The 24,042-nt window shown below is 53.8% G+C and carries 19 protein-coding genes and 1 riboswitch; of the genes, 8 read left to right on the forward strand and 11 right to left on the reverse strand.

What is annotated here, in order from left to right:
• Positions 1-307: 307 nt before the first annotated feature.
• Positions 308-868, forward strand: coding sequence for a tetratricopeptide repeat protein (locus ACZ5PT_RS02450; protein WP_464265224.1), 561 nt, complete (start codon positions 308-310; stop codon positions 866-868).
• A 67-nt stretch (positions 869-935) separates the two neighbouring features.
• Here the strand turns inward: ACZ5PT_RS02450 and ilvY are convergent, their stop codons facing one another.
• The gene (gene ilvY, locus ACZ5PT_RS02455; RefSeq protein ID WP_464265225.1) at positions 936-1,829 is read right to left on the reverse strand and encodes an HTH-type transcriptional activator IlvY; all 894 of its coding nucleotides are present in this window, start codon (positions 1,827-1,829) and stop codon (positions 936-938) included.
• A gap of 257 nt (positions 1,830-2,086) precedes the next feature.
• Between ilvY and ilvC the strand changes: the two genes are divergently transcribed.
• On the forward strand, positions 2,087-3,565 hold the full coding sequence (gene ilvC, locus ACZ5PT_RS02460) for a ketol-acid reductoisomerase (RefSeq protein ID WP_464265226.1): 1,479 nt from the start codon (positions 2,087-2,089) through the stop codon (positions 3,563-3,565).
• 202 nt (positions 3,566-3,767) lie between these two features.
• On the forward strand, positions 3,768-4,220 hold the full coding sequence (locus tag ACZ5PT_RS02465) for a hypothetical protein (protein ID WP_464265227.1): 453 nt from the start codon (positions 3,768-3,770) through the stop codon (positions 4,218-4,220).
• Between the two features lie 249 nt (positions 4,221-4,469).
• Here ACZ5PT_RS02465 and ACZ5PT_RS02470 read toward each other — a convergent pair whose 3' ends face one another.
• From ACZ5PT_RS02470 to ribB, 4 genes are all read right to left on the reverse strand, one after another.
• Positions 4,470-4,955, reverse strand: a complete 486-nt coding sequence (locus ACZ5PT_RS02470) for a c-type cytochrome (RefSeq protein WP_464265228.1) — start codon at positions 4,953-4,955, stop codon at positions 4,470-4,472.
• Positions 4,956-5,110: 155 nt separating this feature from the next.
• Entirely contained in the window at positions 5,111-6,148 is a 1,038-nt protein-coding gene (locus ACZ5PT_RS02475; protein ID WP_464265229.1) for a M48 family metallopeptidase, read from the reverse strand.
• Positions 6,148-7,494, reverse strand: a complete 1,347-nt coding sequence (locus tag ACZ5PT_RS02480) for a DUF898 family protein (protein WP_464265230.1) — start codon at positions 7,492-7,494, stop codon at positions 6,148-6,150. The genes ACZ5PT_RS02475 and ACZ5PT_RS02480 overlap by 1 nt, the downstream gene beginning before the upstream one ends.
• Before the next feature lie 198 nt (positions 7,495-7,692).
• Complete coding sequence (gene ribB, locus ACZ5PT_RS02485) at positions 7,693-8,352, reverse strand: 3,4-dihydroxy-2-butanone-4-phosphate synthase (protein WP_464265231.1); 660 nt, start codon at positions 8,350-8,352, stop codon at positions 7,693-7,695.
• A gap of 76 nt (positions 8,353-8,428) precedes the next feature.
• Positions 8,429-8,575: riboswitch (FMN riboswitch) on the reverse strand.
• A gap of 143 nt (positions 8,576-8,718) precedes the next feature.
• Between ribB and ACZ5PT_RS02490 the strand changes: the two genes are divergently transcribed.
• The gene (locus tag ACZ5PT_RS02490) at positions 8,719-12,582 is read left to right on the forward strand and encodes a tetratricopeptide repeat protein (RefSeq protein ID WP_464265232.1); all 3,864 of its coding nucleotides are present in this window, start codon (positions 8,719-8,721) and stop codon (positions 12,580-12,582) included.
• A gap of 161 nt (positions 12,583-12,743) precedes the next feature.
• Positions 12,744-13,142, forward strand: coding sequence for a YbaN family protein (locus tag ACZ5PT_RS02495; protein WP_464265233.1), 399 nt, complete (start codon positions 12,744-12,746; stop codon positions 13,140-13,142).
• A 68-nt stretch (positions 13,143-13,210) separates the two neighbouring features.
• Here the strand turns inward: ACZ5PT_RS02495 and ACZ5PT_RS02500 are convergent, their stop codons facing one another.
• Positions 13,211-14,383 (reverse strand): GAF domain-containing protein, encoded by a 1,173-nt coding sequence (locus tag ACZ5PT_RS02500; RefSeq protein WP_464265234.1) that lies wholly within the window; start codon positions 14,381-14,383, stop codon positions 13,211-13,213.
• Positions 14,384-14,604: 221 nt separating this feature from the next.
• Here ACZ5PT_RS02500 and ACZ5PT_RS02505 point away from each other — a divergent pair, with 221 nt between their 5' ends.
• Positions 14,605-15,504: a site-2 protease family protein gene (locus ACZ5PT_RS02505; RefSeq protein ID WP_464265235.1), complete on the forward strand. Its 900-nt coding sequence runs from the start codon at positions 14,605-14,607 to the stop codon at positions 15,502-15,504.
• Positions 15,505-15,595: 91 nt separating this feature from the next.
• Here the strand turns inward: ACZ5PT_RS02505 and ACZ5PT_RS02510 are convergent, their stop codons facing one another.
• Together ACZ5PT_RS02510 and ACZ5PT_RS02515 are read right to left on the reverse strand one after the other, a co-directional pair.
• On the reverse strand, positions 15,596-16,258 hold the full coding sequence (locus tag ACZ5PT_RS02510) for a hypothetical protein (protein WP_464265236.1): 663 nt from the start codon (positions 16,256-16,258) through the stop codon (positions 15,596-15,598).
• A 115-nt stretch (positions 16,259-16,373) separates the two neighbouring features.
• Positions 16,374-16,505 carry a hypothetical protein gene (locus ACZ5PT_RS02515; RefSeq protein WP_464265237.1) on the reverse strand — a complete coding sequence of 44 codons (132 nt, stop codon included), beginning with the start codon at positions 16,503-16,505 and terminating at the stop codon, positions 16,374-16,376.
• Positions 16,506-16,563: 58 nt separating this feature from the next.
• On the opposite strand from ACZ5PT_RS02515, the gene ACZ5PT_RS02520 reads away from it, so the two are divergent.
• Both ACZ5PT_RS02520 and ACZ5PT_RS02525 read left to right on the forward strand, forming a co-directional pair.
• Positions 16,564-17,586, forward strand: a complete 1,023-nt coding sequence (locus ACZ5PT_RS02520) for a lipid A deacylase LpxR family protein (protein ID WP_464265238.1) — start codon at positions 16,564-16,566, stop codon at positions 17,584-17,586.
• A gap of 91 nt (positions 17,587-17,677) precedes the next feature.
• The gene (locus ACZ5PT_RS02525; RefSeq protein WP_464265239.1) at positions 17,678-18,049 is read left to right on the forward strand and encodes a hypothetical protein; all 372 of its coding nucleotides are present in this window, start codon (positions 17,678-17,680) and stop codon (positions 18,047-18,049) included.
• A 6-nt stretch (positions 18,050-18,055) separates the two neighbouring features.
• Here the strand turns inward: ACZ5PT_RS02525 and ACZ5PT_RS02530 are convergent, their stop codons facing one another.
• The 3 genes from ACZ5PT_RS02530 to ACZ5PT_RS02540 are packed head-to-tail and all read right to left on the reverse strand — an operon-like array spanning position 18,056 to position 23,885.
• Positions 18,056-21,217, reverse strand: coding sequence for an efflux RND transporter permease subunit (locus tag ACZ5PT_RS02530; protein WP_464265240.1), 3,162 nt, complete (start codon positions 21,215-21,217; stop codon positions 18,056-18,058).
• Between the two features lie 2 nt (positions 21,218-21,219).
• Positions 21,220-22,422: an efflux RND transporter periplasmic adaptor subunit gene (locus ACZ5PT_RS02535; protein WP_464265241.1), complete on the reverse strand. Its 1,203-nt coding sequence runs from the start codon at positions 22,420-22,422 to the stop codon at positions 21,220-21,222.
• On the reverse strand, positions 22,419-23,885 hold the full coding sequence (locus ACZ5PT_RS02540) for an efflux transporter outer membrane subunit (RefSeq protein WP_464265242.1): 1,467 nt from the start codon (positions 23,883-23,885) through the stop codon (positions 22,419-22,421). Before ACZ5PT_RS02540 ends, ACZ5PT_RS02535 begins: the two co-directional genes overlap by 4 nt.
• Positions 23,886-24,042 lie beyond the last annotated feature (157 nt).

Raw genomic sequence — 24,042 nt, forward strand, 5'->3', positions numbered from 1 at the left:
GCTGCAACGCTTTACTGCTCAACAATATCCCCCTTTTTCCACCAACCCCACGGAATACGTCCATCTCAGGATGGAAGCTGGTCTCGGTCCTGCCTGCCGGCTACATTCGATCGATCGACTACCCCCCAGAAACACTCTGATTTGCACCATTTTAAAAAACAATAATTGCCCTACAGCAGGCGTTGCTGTTGGCTGCAAGGCAATTACATTGATATCTATTGTATAATGCTGACATGAGCTGGTAAAAACCGGGCAGTGGTTTGCACTATTTGCAACCACGCCGTCAAACTAACCACAGGAAACTATTATGAAAAAAGAAACTATTTTACTGATTGTCGTCACTTTGGCGATTGGCATGTTAGGTGGCGTAATTTTCACCAATACAAAAAAAGACCAACCCACCAGCAATCAGTCATCATCGCCCGCGGCCTTGGCCCCTTCGGTGAACTATCAACAGCAGATCCAGACCCTCGAAGGGATCGTTGCCAAAGAGCCGAACAATCGCAATGCCTGGGTCCAACTGGGGCATAACTTTTTCGATTCCAAGCAGCCGATGAAGGCGATTGATGCCTACGATAAAGCGCTGGCGCTGGATGCAAACGATCCCAATGTCTTGACTGATCAGGGGGTCATGTTTCGCCGCGTTGGCTGGACCGATAAAGCGATTACGAATTTCACCAAAGCGAACCAGCTCGATCCCGGTCATTTGCAGTCGCTGTTTAATCTCGGCATTGTTTATCGGGATGATCTCGGGGACCAGCAAAAAACCAAGGAGGTCTGGAATAAATACCTGGAGATTTCACCGAACGGAAAAGGCTCCGACCAGATCAGAACCATGCTGCAGCACATGGAAACTGGCCACCAGTAGCCGAAAGCAAAATTATGCAGCTCAATTCAACGCGGTGCCAACAGAATTGCTGGCGCCGCGTTGTGGTTTAAGTCGACGACAGAGATTGCTCAACGGCCAACTGCCAGAGCCGCTGCACCCGTGGACGCTGTAAGTTGCGCTTAGTAGAACAGAGGCCAACCACATAAGGTTCCAGCCGAGGGGCATTTTCCAGCACCAGCACCTCGTCCCGAAATGGGCTCCGCTCGAGAACCAGCCGCGGCACAATACCGACCCCACAGCCAAGTCTGACCATCGGGATAATCGCCTCGTTGCCGGAAACCTCCGAACTGATGTTCGGCGTGATGCGATTCTTTTTCAGCCATTGATCCAACCGCCGACGCGACAATCCAGACTGTGGCAAAACCAGCGGAGCCAGCGACAGATCGAGCTGCCCATCGGTGGTCGTCGCCACAAAGTCAGCGGGGAGTTGGGGCGCGATAAAAACCAGTGGCGTTGTCGTAATCGGCAGAAACTCAATCTGCGAGCGGTTGCGATCCGGCAGCGCCGCCACCGCCAGATCAATCTCGCCGGTCTGCACCTGGGCCACCGCCTGCTCGGCCGCGCCGGTGCGCAACTCCAGCTGTACCTCGGGATAAGCACTGCGGTACGATTCAAGCAAATGCGGGAGCAAACTGTAGACCGCAGTGATCGAAGCGTAAATCGAGAGAGTCCCGACAACCGCCTGTTCCTCCTTGATTGTTGCCCGCACCTCCTGCCACTCCTGCAACGCCTGACGGGCGTACAGTCTAAACTGCTCGCCAGCGGCGGAAAGGGTCACGGTCCGGTTGTCACGCAAAAACAGCGGCCGCTCAACCTGTTCCTCCAGTCGTTGAATGGTTCGGGTCAGAGCCGACGGGCTGAGATTGCAGACCTGGCTGGCCCGACCAAAATGGAGCAGTTCGGCAACGGTGAGAAAAATTTCCAGTTCACGGACATCCATGCAGAACCTCGCTACTGATTACCAGCTGTTTGCATTGTATATTGCGTCAAGAAGAGCAAAAGAAAATCGTTTAGATTCTGCTATGCTGTTTAACCATTGCCGCGCCAACACCCTCAAGGGAAACGACGAACATTGCGCACAACGCAACACAGTATGCACAACAAATCAATTTACGCAATATCAAGTTTCCGTTATGGTACGCAACATCCACTTTTATCTGCCATCCAGACACTTACATAAATAAGGGAGAAATCACCATGGGTCAGAACTATTTCAATTCTCTGCCATTACGTCGTCAACTTGAAGAACTCGGAACCTGTCATTTCATGGACGACAGCGAATTTAACGGCATTGATTACCTCAAAGGCAAAAAAATCGTCGTCGTCGGTTGCGGCGCTCAAGGTCTTAATCAAGGCCTGAACATGCGTGACAGCGGCCTGGACGTCTCCTATGCCCTGCGCAAGGTTGAGATCGACGAGAAGCACATCTCCTGGGAGAACGCCACCACCAACAACTTTGAATTCGACACCATCGAAAACATGGTTCCCAAAGGCGATCTGGTTCTGAACCTGACCCCAGACAAGTACCACACGCCGATCGTTAGCCATGTTATGCCGCTGATGAAAAAAGGCGCCTGCCTGTCCTATTCTCACGGTTTCAACATCGTTGAAGAAGGCATGCAGATCCGTGAAGACCTGACCGTTATCATGGTCGCCCCCAAGTCCCCCGGCTCCGAAGTTCGCGCCGAGTACCTGCGTGGTTTCGGTGTTCCGACCCTGATCGCTGTTCACGGCGAAAACGATCCTAACGGCGACGGCCTCGATATTGCCAAAGCCTACTGCTGCGGTACCGGCGGTGACAAAGCCGGCGTGCTGCTGTCTTCTTTTGTGGCTGAAGTTAAATCGGACCTGATGGGTGAGCAGACCATCCTCTGCGGCGTGCTACAGACCGGCTCGATCCTCTTTTACAACAAAATGGTCGCCGCAGGAATCGACTCCGGCTATGCCGCCAAGCTGATCCAGTACGGTTGGGAGACCACCACCGAAGCGCTCAAGCACGGTGGCATCACCAACATGATGGATCGTCTTTCCAATCCGGCCAAAATCAAGGCATTCGATCTGGCCGACGAGCTCAAAGAGATCATGACTCCGCTGTTCCAGAAGCATATGGACGACATCATGTCCGGCGAGTTTTCCAAGACCATGATGGCCGACTGGGCCAACAACGATGCAGACCTGCTGCGCTGGCGCGAAGAGACCAACAATGAGCCCTTCGAACAAGCGCAGGCACAGACCGCCGAGATTCCTGAGCAGGAATACTTCGACAATGGCATCCTGATGGTTGCTCTGGTCAAGGCAGGCGTTGAGTTGGCCTTCGATACCATGGTCGAAGCCGGCATCAAGGAAGAATCGGCCTACTACGAGTCACTGCACGAGACTCCGCTGATCGCCAATGTCATCGCCAAGAAAAAACTTTATGAGATGAACAAGGTGATCTCCGATACCGCCGAGTACGGTTGCTACCTGTTCGCTCACGCCTGTGTGCCGCTGTTGAAGGATTTCATGGACACCGTCGATACTGATGTGATCGGCAAGGGGCTCAAACTGAAGGATAACGGCGTCGACAACCAGATGCTGGTGGCAGTCAATGCCGAGATTCGCAATCAACTGCTTGAAGAAGTGGGTGAAGAACTGCGTGAGGCAATGGAAGGCATGGAAGCTATCGTTTCCGCCTGATTTCCAGCCACATAGTTAGACCTGAAAAGACCCCGTCGCGAGGCGGGGTCTTTTTTTATCGATATAGCGATACCAGCAGAGAAGAAAATTTAGCTCTGTCAGTTACCTAAACCTGCTCCCTTCGCCATTGACATCCCGGCAACATCGTCTAGCGTTTTAAAAAGTTCCCGTCAATTACGACGGTAACCAAGGGAGGTCAATTATGGCGCTGGCCGATCTCTCCCAAGCGATCCCGTTTCTGCTTTTTCTGACGCTGTTCGTACTCCTCGGAGTCTATCCAGCTTGGCAGCGTACCGCAGCGCTCATCCGTAAATTTCTTGCCGCCAGCAACAAGGCGGTGATATCTCCTGATGACAGCTATCTGGACCAACCAAACGACTTCATTGCCGAGCAGCTGCCAGCCCTGCAGTTGGATACCGTCGAAACGATCGTTTTTCAACGGCTGATCTTAAACGACGGCAAAAATCCTTCACGCAAACAGTTGAATGCCGACCTGCACCTGGAACCGGCGTTGCTGAAAACCACCCTCGATTCCCTGCGGCACAAAGGCCTGTTGCAAATCACCATGACCGCCCTGCCGATCATCCGTTTTCGATTAACCGAAAAAGGGCGAAAATACGCAGAACAATCGGGTGCAGCAAGTCCCTTTCGCTAGCTTTGTGCGAAAAAAAACCAGCTTCAGCATCTCAGTGTTTGACAACTCGCAGATCAACCACCTCTACCATGTGGAACCACTGTCACTGCGATTCATGTACTTTCCAGCAGTCACTTGTGACAAACAAGCCCGCCGATGATTATCTCTCCGGCGGGCTTGAGAATTTCGTGAGCAAAGGGATGAGCAACCGAAGAAAAACGTCTGTCTCCAGTTGCACTACATGTTTTTTTTGCGTCTGACCGTTACTTGTTAACGACTCTGTTCAACCATGTAATCGACCGCCGCCGTAACCTCTTCATCACTCAAACTTGAAACGCCCCCTTTTGCCGGCATACTACCGATCCCCTTAATGGCGTTGTTGGCCATCTTATCGGCACCGCTGGCAATCAACGCCGTCCAGGCTGCTTTGTCGCCAACTTTGGGAGCACCGATAATCCCCATTTTATGGCAGGACATACAGGCTTGCGTGTAAATAGCCTGGCCTGAACTGAGCGCCGCCTTGCCCTGATCGATTGCAGCTAGGGCCGTATTTTCAACCTGCTTGGCAACCTGAGTTGCATTTTCGGTAACTTGCGTGGCCACCTGCTTGGCTTGTTCGACTGCAGCTGTCGCTGCCGGGGCAACTTTTTCCATTGTTTGCGCGGCCGGCGTGGACGTCGCTACCGGCTCGTCTTTACTGCAGGCAGTCAGGATCAAAACGGCGCAAAAAACCAACAACAGGGGAAAGATCTTCATAACAACCTCCTTCGCTATAATGAGAAAAATAGAACCGACTCAAGCATAGCAGAGGATTTATACGGTACAACCAGGTATAGGGGACAAAAAAAGGACAGACAACTTTGATTTACCAGTTACCTGCCCTTGTTACTATTTTAAATGTGAGACAGCTGTCAGCGGTAACTTTCGAGCCGTTCAATCCGCTCCCGGGTTGCCGGATGGGTCGAGAGATACTCCAGGGCAGACGAGCTTTTCTTTTCTTCAGGGGCAGTTCTACCGGCCGAACTCTGCAACTCTTGCAAAATGGTGGCGAAATGTTGCAGCGAAATCTGCTCCTGCTGCAAATAGTCGATGGCAACATCATCCGCCTCGCGCTCCATGTCACGCGAGAACTTGGCATCAACCAACATGGTCGGCAGGGCGGCCGCCAGAGAACTGGCCGAAAGCAGGTCGCCGGTGAGGGTAGCGATCAACAGCCCGGCGGTGGAATTCTGAATAATCTTCCGCAGCGCATGCCGCTGACGGATATGACCGATCTCGTGCGCCAGCACAGCGATCAATTCTTCATCCTCACCAACCAACTGCATAAAACCATCGGTGACGACTACCGTCCCACCCGGCAAAGCGAGAGCATTTGCTCCCAGAGCCTGCGATTCGCGAAACATCAGTCGATAGTCGCGCTGGTCCTGTTCCAAGCCGGAGAGAACGCGGCGAAACAGAACCCGAGCTTCCTCCTGCCGCCAGTCTGGCAGACCGCTTTCGCTGAAGAACCCCTTATCGAGCATGGCAAAGGCCTCTTCGCCCATGCGGATTTCAGCGGCCGGGGGAATGGCGTACGCCATCCGCTCGGCGAGTACCGGGATTCCGAAACGGATAAAAATCAAAACCACCACAGCGGTCAGGAGCAGCGCCAGAGAAGCCAATTTGAGGCTGGTTTCAAAACGATGCACCTGGCTAAAAAAGCCCCCGCTGCCGAGCTGTTTTTGCAGCGCCAAAGCAAAAGCAGCGTTGCGGATTTCGCACTTGCTGCCATCCGGCAGATAAATCGACCGGTTGACATTGCCAAGCGCATCCGACAGGCGCAGTTCCGTCAGCGGCAGACTCAATTCAAGTTGTTCTCCACTGATGGTCAGCTGCGCCGCAGTCAACCGCAGGTTGACGTGTTGCCGAACGGAACTTTGTCCGTCGAAATAATCACCACGACTTTCCATCAGAGACCGATATCCATGCCGAAAATATCGCCAATTTCTTCTGCCGCGGCGCTGACGTCAGCGCGATTGGCGGTTTCGAACTCTTCGAGGTCACCATGGGCAATCACCGACATATTCTGCAAACGATAACGGGTCAAACGGATGGTCGCCCAGGGTGTCAGCAGGCCGAAGGAAATGATAATAGCCAATCCGCTGGAGAAAAAGATCCAACAGATCTCCAGAACTTTCAGGTTGGAAGTAAAACGATGCTTGCCGAGGCGGGTACTGTTCCAGGTCAGGTTGGTCAAACGCACATAGTAATAGAGCACAACCAGCAGGTAACCACTAATAAAGACAAACGGAATAACAAAGGCCAGCAGCGGCACGGCAGCTCCGGCGTTCGAGCCCAGCCCCTGCAACATCGGCAGCAGCGAACCGAACATGGCAAAGCCACCGATCACCAGCAGCACAACCAAACCGAGACCGCGTAAACAGAGCAGGTAGTAATCTTTGCTGGTAGCAAAAAACTTGAACGGGGTCTTGCCAAAACTGTTGTTGCCAACTAGAAACTGTTTCTGCCGAAAGAGCATATAAGGGGTCAATAATCCGAGAGTCAACGGGGTCAGCAGCGGCAACAGAAGATAGGCGAAATAGGCGCCCTTGTAATCGGGATAAAAGTTGAAACGGATATTCCGGTGCGCCGAATTACGATTATTAAACAGTCGCGAACGGACGATGACCCACGGCATCAGAATAAAAACCAGTGCACCGATGACCATACTGAGAATCGGGCTGAAGTTGGCACCCAAGGAATAGAGCAAAAACAACACCGCACCGAGCAACCAGCCCTTGAGCAGCGCAATCGGGTTGGCCAGGTAGTCGAAGTTCATTCCATCGAGCTGGGTACAACCATAAAAATAGCTGCGCTTGCGAACCTTAGCCCACGGGGTATAGATGCCAAGGGTGACGATTTTCAGCAAGGTATTGACGATCCAGATGCCGAAATATTCCTTGGCGGTGCCATGGAAAACGAAGTTGATCTCGCGCGGTTCAACCGGTGGACGCGGGGGAACGGGCGGACGCGGCTCGACCGGCGGAGGAGGTGAAAGCGGCACTGCAACCGAGGCCGTCAACTCTTCATCGGCAGCGTCGACGATTGGGCTTTTGATGGTTGCTGCAACTTCGTCAGCGGTTAGAATCGGTACGTCAATTTCAGGTTGATTTTCGAGCGGCGAGATGGCAGCGGCCAAATCAAAGGCCTGCTTGCAACGCGGGCATTTGACGCGTTGCGCCGTTGTTGGGATTTTACTTTGATCGAACTCTTTACGATATTCGCAGTGCGGACAACAGATCAGAACCTGTGACATACGCCTCCTTTCAGGAATCGATGTCGATGACACCGAGGTTGTTTTTAATCGATTAGCTTGTTACCTTCACTATATTAACCATTATTCACACTTTCCGATACCAGAACAACCGTAAAGTATAATAAAAGGCCAGACAGCTCATTCAAATAAGCTGCCTGGCCCCTTTATTCAAATCTTCAATTTGGTCTCAATCAGATTTCAAACAGCCTGCTGTCGCTCGAGTTGCGCCGTCCGGTATTGGGCAATATCTTCGATCGTCACCAGCGGCATGTAGTGGGCTTCGGAAAACTTGACCAGCTCCGGCATGCGAGCCATCTCCCCATTGGGCAGGGTCACTTCACATAGCACGCCATAAGGGCTGAGACCGGCCAGTTTCATCAGATCGACCGTCGCCTCGGTGTGCCCGCGCCGTTCCAGCACGCCACCGTTACGGGCACGCAAGGGAAAAACATGACCGGGACAATGCAGATCCTGCGGCCCGGCGCCGTTGGCAATGGCGGCCTTGACGGTCGTTAAGCGATCAGCAGCGGAAACACCGGTGGTCACGCCCTCGGCAGCTTCGATACTCACCGTGAAAGCCGTTCCGTACTGACTGTTGTTCTCTTCCACCATCATCGGCAGCTGCAGCTGGGCAATCTTCTCCTCGGTCAAACAAAGACAGACAATGCCGCTGCATTCGCGAATCAACAGGGCCATTTGCTCTTTGGTCAGCGATTCGGCAGCATAGATGACATCGCCTTCATTTTCGCGATCTTCGTCATCGGTCACCAGCACCCCCTGGCCATTTTGCAGGGCAGCGAGGGCGCGTTCAACGCGTTGTTCTGAGGGGCCAAACAGGTGGTTTAGATTCTGATCCATGGTAAGTCTCCATAAGGCAAACCTGAATCAGGGCGAAACGATAGGCAGGGGCAATCACAAAACGATTGCTGCGCTGTCGTATCCTCTTCCGTCCGGACTATAACCGTCGGCTCTGGTTTCGCACCAGATCTGCTGACCTTTTATCCCGATGATAAAAGCGCTCGCGGGCTCCTCGTATTGAGATACCGCCGGTGGGGAGTTTCACCCCGCCCTGAGAATAGATGCCCGAACATTAGCAGTTGAGGCCCTATTTAGCAAACGGATTTCAGCTGTTTACTGGCAAAAGCCGACAACTGCTAAGTTTTGACAAATCGAGGGGTGTCTAGGATACTGGCCTCTATTCAAAACAAGAGAAAGAGGGAGAGTATGAAAATTTCGCACCGCCTGATCCTGCTGCTTGCCATCGGCCTCTCGTTCGTTGCTTACGTTCACGCGCATGCCGAGCCCATCGACATTCTGACCGAAGCCGAACTGAGTTTAATTTTAGATGCAACTGAACCCAAAATCGAGCTTTCACTGGCTGGGCGCTCGGTTACTGCTGCTTCCGAATGGGATCTGGTTCGACTCGGTGATGAACGCATTCAGTTCAAAAGACATGATTGGTCTAACCGTTATTTTGAACTGAACCTAACGGAAAAGACTCTCTATCGTGTGGGACAAGGTGTCTTTGGTGAGGAAGGCGGCTTTAAGGTCCCGTCGATGGTTCGAAACATCAAACAGGATATTGCCGGGAATTTTCATTTGCAGCTGATCCCCGTTGTTCTCTCCTGCAAGCTTGAGTCGCAACAAGCCACACTCACTTACGAAATGTTGAACTTGGCGGCAAAAGAGAACTTTTCGCTCGCCAAGATCGATGAGCACACCGTCCAGGTCAAGCATAAAGACTGGGGAAACCAGTTTTGGCAAGCGGACAGCAAACAACAAAAAGTATGGGCCACTTCAGGTCTTTTCGGTGTTCGTGGCGAAGAACTAAACTTGGTTAAAGGAGCGATGCCGGTACAAATCATTTACAATTACCCCACGGCGACGACCACACCAGCCCCAGCGAAAAAAAATCTTCATCATCCCGAAGTTGTAAAGACTGAGCCTCCGCAGGCCATTCCAACCGGCTGGCCGATCGATCTGGCTTTAACTGAAGCCACGCAGAAACAGCGGCCGCTTTCTTCGTGGCTAGAAAAGCAAAAGGCGTCATATCGAGAGGTTATTGCTAAGAATCATTATGGGACTTTGCTGGCCCCGGTCCAGGTTAATGGCTATGCCATTGATCGCCCTGGTCGTTCCTTGCTGACCCGCTTCATCCACCAGCGACTTGCTGAGAGTGGCTTCGAATTGCCGAACCCGACATTAATAGCACGTGCCTTGGGGGAGCAAAAAAGAACCTATACGAGCGAAGAGATCATCTCTCTGGGCAAGGAACTAAAGGTGAGTCAGATCCTTATCCCTGCTGTCGGGCATGACGAAAACATGCGCTTAACGTTCAGCATAATGCGGTTGAGCAAGGAGAAAAATGGCCAATTTGAAGCTGCTGAGCCAGCCGCTCAGGTTCACAGTGAGGGGCTGGCGTTTTCCGATAGGCAGCTGCCGTTTATGGTTGCACTGCCGGAAATTGACAATCTGTTAAAGGAGGTCGGGATTGCATTAACAGAGCGGCAAGCTGATCCGCTGGCAAAATCAACCGAACTGCCGAACCTGCCGACAACGCCTTCGGAGCTGTTTGCCGCAAACAAACCATCAGTTCTGGCAAACGCGTATTATCTGCAGCTATTTGGTCTTTTGCACCCAAAACAGACCGTCGCAAAGGAAAACCTGTTCGAGCGTTCGCTCGTTGCGGCCTGGAGTCTTTCAAAGGATCACCCAGAGCGCTCACTGTTGATTGCGCGGGCTCTATTTCATCTCCATCGCCGACCCGCTGCTATCAAATTTCTCGGCCAAGCAAATTCGATTGCTGAAAAAACTTTTCTTGCCCTGCTGAACGGCAACCTGGCTGAAGTTCAGCAACTGCGGGGAAACATCACCACCCCTCTCAAAAAGCTTCTCGCGGATATCGAATACAAGGACCTGCTTTGGAGCTTTACCCAGCGGCCGCTGGATGATACGGCCATCGCCGAAATAATCGGCACCAACCAAGAATGGGGACCACTCCTGAAACGACGGTTGTTGAACAACTGGATTTGGCAGACACAGCCGAATATGGTCATCAAAAATATGCTCGATGAGGCTTTTCCGATTGCCGGCTTTACCGCCGAAAGTCTGCTGACCAGTCAGCTCGTATTGGGCGAATCTCCTCTCCAGGGAGCGACAGTTGAATTGGTCGCCTATGAGCATTACAGGCGGATTTTGACGACCGAGGGATCACAACTCTTCGCAGCGGGGCACGACAGCGCGTTGCGCAAAAGCGACTATCTGGATTTGCTCTATCTCACCAGCGAAGCGAATTTGATCGATTCAGTGGCGAAATCAGTCATTTTGCAGCACCTCGCTGATCGTGGACTGAATAAACTGCGGGACTATTCGGCCAGCTACGAAGGACACCCTTACCTGACTTATCTGAAAAGCGAAGCACTCAGAATTAAAGCGAAAAACAGCCGTAAAGCGGAAAAAGACCAGCTCAACAAGGAGGCAAACCGGCTGCGCGATTTGAGCGGATTCTGGGCACAGGGGCAAACAATAAAACGTAAGCTGGCTGTTTTCCAAAAAGATTTCCCCAAACGTTCTTATTGGGCCATCGGTTCGGAGAGATACGTTGCCCTGGAAAATTCGCTCATCTATACCCACGACAATTTCAAAATCGCACGCGTACTTTACGACTTCTACAATAATCCTGGCAGGGAAGAAAAACGGGCAGCCCTGCTCGATAAATTAGCACGGCGGTTTGTTGGCCACCCGCAACGGCAATCTTTACTGGCTCAAATTAGTGAGCGACAGGGGGATGGCGAGGAAGCTGAGAGATATTATCGTGCAGCAATAACGCTGCAGCCCCGGGAATGGCAAAGCTACCTGGAGTTGGCGGAAATGTTGATCCGTCAAGACCGATTGGATGAAGCAGCTGAACTGATGAGCAACTTTGCTCCATTTGCGGAACCGGACCCTACTGCCAGCGTTGGCCTTTCCAAGGATGCTTATCGTGCCGGAAAGCTCTTTTATCAGCTCGGTCTGGTCGAACCGGCGGCAGGATTTTATCAAGTAGCCCAGGGATTTCAGACCGGGTCCAGCGCGGAAATGTATTCCTCCGCTTTACTCAGTTTGATCGAAGGCGATTTCCAGAGCGCCGCCGAGCAGCTACTCCTTTTAATCCGCCGCTATCAGGCCGGCTTTGCTTATTCCGACTACATCCGGTATTTACACCTGTTCGGTCAGCATCAGCAAGCCTGGGCGGTCTTTGACAACCTGCCGCCAGCAAAAGTTTCTGACGATAGCTGGCGTGCTGCATTATTCGGGCTGAGGATAGAAGGCAAGACAGAGCAACAGATTGACGACTGGTTTGCTCAGCGCAGCGGTCAACCAGATTCTGCAGAATTCGTTTTGCGGCGACTCGTTGATCGCAACGGGCGCTTCGATCAAGGCTATCTGACCGCGGCTCAAGATCGGTATAAGAAAAAATTTATCGACACCTATTTGAGTTGCAAAAACAAGCAGTACGAAGAAAATCATCATTTTTCACGGGTCAGCTCCGGAGAGCATTATCACCGAAGCTTTTTGCCCTACCTGGCGATTCAATACAGCCACTTCGGTCGCCAGGAGCTTTTTGCCAAACAGATTCATGAATTTATAACGAGATTCGGGCTAGGTTACGAAACATTTCTCGCCGAAGGTATTAGTGCCGGGCTGGCAGGGAACTCGGAAGCAGCCTTGGGGTTGATTCGAAAAGCCTGGCTGCACATACCGAGCCTGGAAAAACCATTTCTCCCCCCCTTATATCAATTGGCGGAGATCTGCGAATGGTTATATCAGCAGGGCGGCGCCCCCCTCTATCTTCAGGCGGGCCTTAGGTATGCGGATTTGCTGAACCAGAAGGACCCACTTTGCGCCTGGCCATACGCGATTCAGGCAAAATACGCAAAAGCCAAGCCCGAGCGGATGCGTTTGCTGGGGATCGCTTTATACCTTGATAAAAACTCTGCAAGAGTTGCGGGCTTTAGTACGACAGAACGAGAGCAGGCAAAAAAGAACTTTAACCTGAATGAATTTCTGCGTGGACAAGAGCAATCACCGACTCAAACAGAGATCTAAATTGCTTCGTTAAAAACCAGTCCGTGCCTCAAATAAAGGCCCCAGCGGCGTATTAAATTGAATCCGGGAAGCAAAAACTTGTCGGCCCATTGCAGTTATCGCAAGGGTCACATAGGATGCTATAAATATAACCCTGAGCCTCTTGGTCAGCCATAATCGCAATGAAGACTCCAAACCACAACCTGACCCGCAGCCCGGCGCTAAAATGGTGCCTGCTGAGCTGCGGTGTTCTATGTACGGCACTGGCGGTGCTCGGAATTTTCCTGCCGCTGCTGCCGACCGTGCCACTCCTCCTGCTTGCGGCCGCCTGCTTTGCCCGCAGTTCCGAAAAATGCTACCGCTGGCTGCTGCAACACAATCATCTTGGCCCTATGGTGCGTGGCTATCTTGACGGTTCGGGAATCCCGCGGCGCTCCAGAAGGACCGCGATTTTTCTGCTGTGGCTGTCAATTTCCATTTCGGCTCTGCTTTTCGTGCCGCTACTGTGGGTTAAACTGCTGCTCTTCGCCATTGCTATCGGCGTGACCATCTACCTCTTGAGTCTGCGGACTTCTGACTGACAGACAAAAAACAAAAAAGCCGGCGGCGTAAAGCAACCGGCCCATTAATCTTGCGCTTCTGTCTCCTGTCACGAATCTCCATCCTGAAGATAGCCCAGCGTAGCATTCCAAAACGACAGATCATACTGCGTCTTTTCGTAAAGCTTGGCGTTCATAATGACCACCCCGGCAACCTCGGCGACCGCCGACAGAAAGGCAACGTCCTCCTGATTGTAGGCCCGCTTGTGCGCCGAATAGACCCGCAGGACACCTATTACCCGACGCTGGGCAATAATCGGCAGCGAGAGAATCGAAGCGATCCCTTCGGCGACGGTTTCCACTGGGTATTCGAGGCGCGGGTCGCTGCTCGTATCAGCGATCAACACCGGCACTCCGGAAAGAGTTTCCAGAATACTCCTGTCGGCGTGCGGCGGCCCCTTGGTCAGAAATCGTTCACTGAGACCCCGGCAAGCGAGGAGTTCTAATTCATTGGTCGATTCATTGATAAGTCTCAGGGCAGCGGCCTTGACATGCAGCAGTCCGGTGACCCGCTCAACAATCAGCTTCATCACCTCTTTAGAATCGAGAGTCGAGAGGATCGCGCGGGTAATTTCGTGCAGGGCGCGGAAATATTCGAGGCTGTGCTCTGCCTCCCCCGCATCGGCGGCAAAGGCACCAACCTGCTGTTCAACCTCAACCACTGCAGTTGACAGCTCGACGCCGACATCCCGCAGCAAAGTCGAAAGTTTGACCCCTTCAGCTTCGTAGAGCTTGGCGTTGACAATCGCCAGGCCACCAAGTTCGGCCATCGCCGCAACCAGTTCGATCTCTTCGGCACAGAAGTCCCGGCGTTCGGCACTGTAAAGCCGTAACACACCGATCGCCGTCCCTGAAGCTTCGAGCGGCAGCGACAACATGGTGTTAATCCCCTCGGCACGCAGTTCGTCACGGTACTGAATCCGCGGGTCACTGTAAGCATCCTGAATGCAGACCACCTCCCCGCCGAGCACCGCTGGCACGCTCTGGTCGCTACTGAGCGAGCCCTTGCTGAGGTAGCGCTCGCTCAAGCCACAGGAAGCAACCTGTTCCAGCTGGTGGCTCTGCTCATTGACCAGTCGCAAACTTCCACCTTTTACTTTTAGCGCGGCAACCGAACGCTCGACCAGGGTATCGAGCGTGACCTGCAAAGAGGACGAGGAAAGGATCGTCTGAGCCGTTTCGTAAAACAGCTTAAAATAGGCTATTGACTGCTGGTGCTGCATAGGAAAGATATCTCCATTTTCAGATTTGAGACAATGTTTTATTTTTATTATATCGGTAACGACGGCGAAGGAAAAGCGATTTTTAAGAATAGTTTGTGCAACTTTTCACCTCCGCACTGACAGGGGTTAAATTAATTCCACCGAATGCTGGTAGCGACCGGCTGCGAAATGCCTTATGCTGAGAGAATAAATTAACAACCTTACTCCATTTGGATATGACAATGAATGACCCCCAGCTCGATTCGGAAAATGACCTGCCAAGTACCGACCAGCCAGACTATCAACCACCAGCGCGAAAAAAGGGCCTGCTGCGCAAACTCGGGCCGGTGGGCCTGCTGCTGTTCTACCTGTTCAGCAAGCTTAAATATCTCGGCGTAATCCTGCAGATCGGCAAGTTCAAAACCTTTATCACCATGCTAATCAGCATCTGGGCCTATGCCGTTTTCTGGGGCTGGCCATTTGCGGTCGGTTTTGTTGCCCTGCTGTTTATCCATGAAATGGGGCATGTGTTTGCGTTGCGGATGATGGGGATCAAGGCAACGGCACCAATGTTCATCCCTTTTATGGGTGCCTACATCGGCATGAAACAGATGCCGCAAAATGCTTTTGCCGAAGCGGTGATGGCGTACGGCGGGCCGCTGCTCGGCACTCTGGGGGCGATCGGCTGCGCCGGGGCCGGCTTTGTCACCGGAAACCCGTTCTGGTTCGCTCTGGCAATGTCCGGATTTCTGCTCAATCTGTTTAACCTGCTACCGATCTCTCCGTTGGATGGCGGACGCATCATCGGCGTGATTAGCCCCAAACTCTGGATTGTCGGACTGATCGGCGCGGTCGGACTCTTCTATTACACCTGGTCACCGATTATCGCCCTGGTAATTATCATGGGCAGCTTCCAGGTTTATTCATCATCCAAACGCTCTGCGGCCGAAAAGGCTCGCTACTACGCGGTGAGTCCGGGCAAGCGGGTTGCCATGGGAGCGGCATTTCTCGCCCTACTAGCGGTTACCTCCTTCGGCATGCTGGCGATGCAGGTCCCGCTGGACAATTTCCAGCAGTACGGAATGACCGCCCCGGAACAACAGAACGACAATGATGCACAGATTCGAGTCCGTCATTTCTGATAAAAAAACCCCCTGCTTTTTCAATAATAAAAAGCAGAGGGTTTAAATCGTTGTTAGTCACAGGGTTTATTCAAATAAGCAGCAGCACCTGCTATTGCTGAGCCCCCATCCAGACAAACGCCCCGGTGAGAACTTCCATTTTTTGCAAGCTCTGCAATGCCCGTTCTTGATCTTTCGCCTCGGCTGCCGCAACAACCGCAACAAGGTAACTGCGCAAATCCGTCTGCATCCCTTTGCCTATTCCCTTCGCCATCATGATTTTTGTCGTCACAGTGACGATATTGGCGACTTCTTTCATCTCGTGAACCACCCGTGAAAAATTCTTTTCCTGCGCCGCCTCAACCGCTTCATCGACATACTCTTGAATGACCGTAAAAGCCGGATGGACATGGTAGCGATAAAACGCCATGGTATGAAAAACCACCTTCTGCAGATCGAGTAGCACCGGCGAAAGGGAAGACTTATTCTTAGCTTCGAGCTCCTTTTTCAGGTGCGCTACGGCGGAGCCCAGGGCCTGATATGTATTGTCTCCGGCGGTTTTTCGAACGGATGGTCCAATCGTCATCAACGCCTTTTCAATCTGCGCAACCGATTTGCGAGCCTGCTTCCAGTCTCCGTCATCGACCGCATCTTCGATCTCAACGACCGCAGCGAACAACTTCGCCAATTGTTTTGGCGGTTCCGGATGCTGAGAGTACACGGGAGAAAACGAAACAAGTAACAACGCAACAAGCAAGATGAGAGTCTTCTGCATAGGTTGTATTCCTCATGTGAACGTAATTCTACGATACTTCTAATGTTCAATCATCCCCCACATCAGTAAACCTGTCAAGAATCTTAACAATCCGCCCGACAACTATCCTCAGCTTTTAACGTTTTTTCAAGCTGAACATAATGAGCGGGACATTTCCCTCTCCAACCATGTGCAAAGTCAAGGCTTCCATTGGTATTTCGCTGGTGCCGACTTTTTCCTGCCAGTTCGTGCTAATTAATGCTATCACTTAGATCTCCAACACATTCGCAACACTGCAATCGGCCACTAATACCAGGGAGGGTTCCATGCCCCGAGTTCTTCTTGCGCTACTGCTCATGCTGGGTGTTCCGCTCACCGCCTTTTGTGCGGACAATCTCTGGACGCACAGCTTCTATTTTGAAAATGACCTGTTTATCGGCACCGACAGCGACTACACCAACGGCATGAAATATTCCATCGTTTCTCCCGACCTCGCCCCGCATGCGCCACTGAGTCGAACGGCACACATCCCGCGCAAGGTGTTGGACCTCTTCCACAAAATCCCGCTGATTAAAAACGCCCCCGCAGAAACCGGCCACAAAGTTGAGCTGGCCTTCGGACAGAATATGTACACCCCGCAGGATATCAGTCGCTTTGATTTGATCAGCAATGACCGTCCTTACGCCGGCTACAGCTACCTGTCGACGGCTTATCATCGAAAAAGTGACGCGGGAAAAACCTGGAGCCAGATGGATACGCTGGAAGTACAGTTCGGCATGGTCGGACCGGCCTCTCTGGGCGAAGATGCGCAGAAACTGGTGCATCGGCTGCGCAGTCTGCAGCGACCGAACGGGTGGGACCATCAACTCAAAGATGAACCGGGGCTGACGTTGGCCTTCGAGCGTAAATGGCTCTATCACCCCAGCCACCAGCGGCGCTTTTGTGCGGATGCCATTGTCCACACCGGAGCCGCGGTGGGGAATATCATGACCTATCTTAATGCAGGACTGGAAATCCGCGCTGGCTGGAATATCCCGCGAAGCTTTGCGGTGTCTTTGATTCGGCCGGCCGGAACGACCTGGAGTACCGAAGATTCCGGGTTCAGCATTTACCTGTTTAGCGCAGTAAACGGACGGGCGGTGTTACGGGATATTTTTCTCGACGGCAACAGTTTCCGCAGCAGCCACCATGTCGACAAAGAACCACTGGTCGCCGATCTGTCTTCCGGGGTGACGACACGCTTTCAGCGGCTTTCGCTAAGTTTGGCCTACACCCAGCGAACGCGAGAATTTGAACAGCAACCGAAGCATCACGGCTTCGGCTCATTGTCACTCAGCTACGCGTTCTAAACTTGGGAACAGCAACCACTGCTTGGCTTTTCTGCAGCATGTTTGTTAAGCTTCTCGCCAGCAGCCCACCCCTCGACACAAGGACTTAAGGATGAACAAACAGGATAAAATTCTGCGCAACGGCTTCGCACTGTTCAGCGCCATCACTTCTTTTGTATTCGTTTACTATGCCGTCAGCGTTATCAACAGCGGCAGCGCTTCCGAATGGCTCAAAACCTTTGCCTATGTGGCGGGTGGTTATGGCTTACTGAATATCTATATTTTAAGCTGGGCCTGGCGCAGTCAGGTTGGCTGGACGGTTTCCGCCAATATGGTCATTGCCGTCTGTTTTTTCGGCGTGGTGGTGATGGATGTGATCCGGGATGGCTTGCAAGGCGGATTGCAGCTGGTCGGGATTCTCGGCCTGGCCGGTGTTCTGGCGGTCAACTGGTTTACAGTGAAAACCCTGTGCGCTAACAGGTGAAGCAGCCTAAACTGTTTCACTTTCGCGCATAGAATCGACGGACAGGGGCTCCTGCCGCTGGCTGCTGAACAACCTGACAATATCCTCCAGAATCAGGTAACTGGCCGGCACCAACAGCAGACTGAGAAGGGTGCCAAAGAGGATTCCAAAGCCTAGGGAGACCGCCATCGGGATCAGAAACTGCGCCTGGGTACTGGTTTCCAGAAGCAGTGGCGCCAGACCGACGAAGGTGGTCACCGAGGTCAGCAGGATCGGCCGGAAACGGGCGCCGCCGGCCAGCACTACCGCATCAAGCAGCGGCATCCCTTCCCTTCGCCTGCGGTTGATAAAATCGACCAGCACCAGGCTGTCATTGACCACCACCCCACAGAGCGCCAGAATCCCCAGCAAACTCATGAAACTGAGATTCATGCCCATGATCATATGGCCGACGATCGCCCCACCGACACTGTAAGGGATCACCAGCATGACCATAAAAGGCTGCAGATAAGAGCGAAACGGAATCGCCAGCAGCGCATAGATGGCGAACAGCACAAAGCCGACCCCGTAGAGCAGACTGCCAACCGATTCACGCTGCTCGCGCAATTCCCCTTCGAAGCTGTAGCGGACCCCCGGATGGTCGATCAGCAGCTCATCAAGGAAGACGCGCAGATCGGCAGCAATCCGGTTGACGTCGATTTTTTCTTTTTCCGCATCGGCGGTGACATTGACCGCCCGATGACGATCGACCCGACGGATGGTTGAATAACCGCTGCCGAGCTGAAGATCGGCGACCTGGCTGAAGGGCACCTCAATGCCGGCGGCGGTGCGGATTTTCATTGTTTCCAAACTGGCCAGGTTCTGCCGCTGCGCTTTCGGATAGCGGATCATCACCCGCACATCATCGCGACCACGCTGAATTCGCTGTGCCTCGGCACCGAAGAAGGCAGCGCGCACCTGACGGCCAAGATCGACCGCTTGCAGTCCGAGCAGCTGCGCTTCCGGCTTGAGCCGCAACTGAATTTCCTGTTTGCCCTGATCGAAGCTGTCCTGAATATCAAAGACCCCGGGATATTCTGTCAGACGGATCTTCAAGGCATCGGCAACTTCGGTCAATTGAGCAAAATCAGCACCGGTCAATTGAACATCGAGCGGGTTGCCGCTGCGACCAATTTCGGCGCGGAAGGTCAACTCTTTGGCCCCCGGAATTGCACCAATCCGCTTGCGCCATTCAGCGACAATTTCGCTGGTTGTGACCGTACTGATCCGGTCTTCCGGTGGCACCAGCTCCATGGTTACCTGGCCGATCTCTGGATTGCCACGCAGCCCTGGGCGACCGCCGCCACTCCAGCCGATACTGACCAGAATATTGCGCACCAGCGAACTGGAGCCGTCCGCTTCCAGAAATTCCCCCTGCAACTGGACGGCGATCTCGCCCATCCGCTCGACATGCAGACTGGTCTGCTCGATGGAGGTCCCGGCTGGCATCACCAGCGTGGCCCGGGCGGTTTCGCTCTGGATGCGGGGAAAGAAATTGTAACCATAGCGACCACTAACGACGAAACTGACGATGATCAATACTGCGGTGGTGAAAAGGGCAAAGGTCAGCAGGCGCCGTTCGAGAGCTTTTTTCAACAGCGGCTGGTAGAATTTAGAGATAAAAGCTTCCAGTGCATCAGCGATCCGGGCCTGCAGCCGCAGCAGCGGGCCGGGCTTTTTCTTGTGCAATTTCACATGTCGCAGGTGAGCGGGCAAAATCAGCTTCGATTCGACCCAGGAAAAACAGAGCACCGGGATAATGATCAGCGGAATCTGGGCAAAGATCGGCCCGCGGCGCCCCTCCATGAACAACAGCGGCAAAAAGGCCGCCACCGTGGTCAGCAAACCGAAGGTCACCGGCACCGCCACTTCTTGGGCACCACGAATAACCGAATCGACCGATTCACCTGCTTTTTTCAGGTGGGTATAAATATTTTCGCCGGTGATTATGGCATCATCGACCACCATCCCGAGCACCAGAATAAAGGCAAACAGGCTGACCAGGTTGATGGTCACCCCGAGCACCGGCATCATCGCCAGCGCCCCCATAAAACTGATCGGGATACCGACACAAACCCAGACGGCGATGGAAAAACGCAAAAACAGCGTCAGGGCGAGAAAGATCAGGAGTCCCCCCTGGATGGCGTTATTCATCAGGGTGTTCAGGCGCAGCTTGACAATCTTCGAGCGATCCCGCCAGTAGTCGAGACTGATCCCCGCTGGCAGCTGCTGCTGTTTTTCCAGCACATAATCCCGCACCGCCTTGCCGACATCGAGAGCGTTCTGATCGCCGCTTCGGTAGACTTCGATTAGCACCGCCGGATGGCCGTTGAACAGGGCGAACAGCGGCTCTTCATCAAAGCCGTCGCGAATCAGCGCCAGGTCACCGAGTTTGAGCTGGGTACCGTCGAGGTTACTGCGCAGCGGAATACGGGCAAACTGCTGGGCGTCGTAGGCCTGACCACGGGTACGCAGCAGAATTTCGCCACCGGTAGTTTTGATCGCCCCAGCCGGAAGGTCAACGGAGGAGCCCTGGATGGCCGTAACGATAGCATCCAGACTCAGGTCGTAGGCTTCCAGGGTCTGCTGGTCGACCTCGATCGACATCTCGTAGGGGCGCACCGCCACCAGGTCGGCCTGACTGACATTCGGCAGCGCGGTCAGATCATCACGGACCAGTTCACCGAGACGCCGCAACTCCTGCTCCGGCAAGGCACCGGCGACCACCACCGAAATCACCTCGCGGCGGAATTGAGAAACCTGATAGCTGGGCCGTTCAACATCATCAGGAAAGGTACTGATGCCATCGACCCGGTTCTTGATATCATCGAGCAACTCACGCGGAGCGGTGCCTTTTTCGACATCGATCCGCACCTGTGCGCTCCCCTCACGGGCGCTGGAGACGATCTCCTCAATCCCCTGCAGATCAGCGATCGCCTCTTCGACGCGGATCACCACCGCCTCTTCCACCTCGGCCGGGGTCGCACCACGGTAGCGAACATCGACCGTCACCGTGTCCCGCTCAAACTCCGGGAAAACTTCCAGCGGGATCAGTTCTACTACCGACCAGATCCCCATACTGAGAATCACCACCATCAACAGGTTGGCAGCGACCGAGTTATTGGCAAACCAGGCGATCATCCCTTTCATAATCAGGGCTCCTGCGCAGGTTTAGGGACTGTCTTTTCGACCGGTTCACCGGCAATGCGCACCTTGATGCCATCGGCAGCAAAGGCAAGCGTGGTCAACGACAGCTGGTCACCGGCCTGCAACGGCCCACTGGCGATCAGATTCTGCTGATCACGCCAGAGAATATCGAGAGCCCGGCGTAGCAAGCGTTTTTCGGCATCGATCAGCTGAACGATATTCTCACCGCGCAGGGCCTGACGGGGAATGACAAAAACCTGTTCAAGTTGTTTGCCAAAGATTGTCGCTTGCAGAAACTGGCCGATTTTCAATGGCGAACGATCACCAGACTGCAGATAAGGGTTATCGATACGGGCGACAACAAACAGCTGCCGGCTGCGGACATCAATACTCCCCTCGGTGCGCACCAGATACCCCGGCCAAACATCTGTCCGTGAGCCAATTTGCGCGGTAAATTCGACCTTCGCCTCTGCTTTTCTGCCCTGCGGTTGGTCTTGATAATTTTCTGGTAGCTCGAGGAATTCCTGCTGGTCACTGGTGATCGGCAGTCGCACCTCAACACTGTCGCTGGCGTAAACCTCCGCCAGGGCAATTCCGGGCGAGATGTACTGACCAAAGTCGACCTTCTTTTCCAGAATGCGCCCGGCATAAGGGGTCACTATGCTGGTGCGTTCCAGTTCCAGTTCGGCCTGTCGCAGACGGGCCTCTGCGGCCGCTAACTGCGCCTGGGCAGTTTCCAGTTGGGGTGTCCGCAGCACCAGCGGATTGGGGTCTCCGGACAGCTGTAATTTCCCCCAGTCGTTACGCGCCTGATCGCTACGTGCCTGTTCTTCGGCCAACGCCTGCTTGCGCTGAAACAATTCAGCGCGAGCGATGGTGACGGCATTCTGGTAATCGCGGGGATCGATTTGCAGCAGTGTCTGCCCGGCAGCAAAAAAACCGCCATTGTGGAAGTTGTCAGCGACGGCGACGATCTTCCCGGCCACCTCTGGAACCAGAGTACTGCTGGTCAACGGCGTAACGGTCCCGCGACTGACAACACGCACCTGGTAGTTCTGTGGCACCAGAGTCAGGGCTTCAACCGTCGGTGGCGCAGCCTTCGGTCGCTGCCGCGCGGTTTTCGGCGCGGTGGCAATCAGGCTGGTGGCAATCGCCACTCCTGCCAGCAAAACCAGTAGCGGCAACAGGAAGCGGATCAGACGTTTCATGGGGACTCCATTATCTCGGCAGACTGAGCTGGGTCGGCAAAGGAGCCACCCAGGGCCAGATGCAGGTCAATTCTGTTTTCCAGACGCAAACGGCTGGTGCGCAATTGTGCGATCCGGGCAGTGAAAGCCCGGCGCTGGGTCTCGAGCAAGGTGATAATCCCTTCCAGCCCTTGACGATAGCGCTGCTCGGCCAAAGTCTGCGCCTGCTGAGCTTCATCAACCGAAAGTTGCAGCGCCAGCTCCTGTTGCTGCAGACTATTTTCCGCCGCCAGGGCGACTTCGACTTCAGCAAAAGCGATCTGGGCAGCAACAGCATATTCAGCCAACTGCTGATCGACCTGGGCACGGGCAAGATCCTGTTCAGCGGTCTTACGGCCGCCATCAAACACGGACTGGGTCAGCGATCCGGCCAGACTCCAGAGCAGATAGTCCCAGTCGAGGAGTTGGTAAAGCTTGTCACTGGCCGTTCCGGCAGAAGTGGTTAGCTGAAAAATCGGTAAGCGATTCTGCTGTGCAGCAGAAGAACGATGCCCTGCGGCCCGCAGACGCAAGGCTGCGGCCTGCAGATCGGGACGACGTTCGAGCAGGGTTGAGGGGAGACCGAGCGGAATTTGCTTGCGCAGCGGCAATAAAGAGTCTGCCCCGGCGATCTGACCTGCCGGATAACGGCCGAGCAGTAATTCCAGGTTGCGCCGTTCCTGATCGAGTGAACGCTGCCGTTCGGCCTTGGCGGCCTGGGCATTGGTCAGTGCGGTGCGGGCCAGACGTAAATCGAGGGCACTGGTCAGCCCGCTACGATACTGCTCTTCGATGACTGCTAAACTCTGCTGGTAAGATTCTTCCGTCTCGCTTGTCAATTGCAACTGCAGTTCGGCCTCGGTCAATCGAAACCAGCCACGGGCAATATTGGCCGCCAGCGACAGTTGCGCTGCGTTATGGTCTGCGACCGAGGCTACGGCATCACTGAGTGCTGCTTGTTCGGTTTGACTGAGTCGCCCCCAGAGATCGATCTCCCAACGCAGCGCACCGTTCAGAGCAAAGTTGTTGCCGATTGCGCCACTGCCACTGTTGGACGTTCTGCGGCGAGCGGCACTGAAATCCAGGGCGGCGCTGGGCAAGAGATCAGCACCGGCCAAACGGGCACGAGCCTGAGCGGCGCTTATTCGCGCGGCGGCAACTTTGAGGCTGAAGTTTTGTCCAATCCCTTCGGCAATCAGCAGTTCCAGATGAGGAGCAGAGAAATCAGCCAACCAGCTCAGTGGTTCACTGCTGCCGGTTTCAGCCGCGCTGCTCCACTGCTGCGGCGCCAGTAAAGGCTGCGGAACAACAGCGACAGGGGTCCGCAATGCCTGACAACCGACAAGCAGCAACAGCAACAGGGCAGACAATAGCAGTTGAAGTGCACGGATGCGGGTCATCACTGCCCTGCTCTCACAGTTGGTCAGGGTTGGTCGTTCAAGCATTTACGTTCCTAACATGGGTCCACGAAAGTTGTTTTTTCGATTATCGCAGAAAAGAAAGCGCAGTACGAGAGCAGTTTCCATAGGCCTGGAAGTAAAATCGGCCCACGACCTTGAACTTCAATTGTCAGCTACCACAACCAGTCACTTGTGCGGATTC

Source organism: Desulfuromusa ferrireducens (assembly GCF_055389805.1).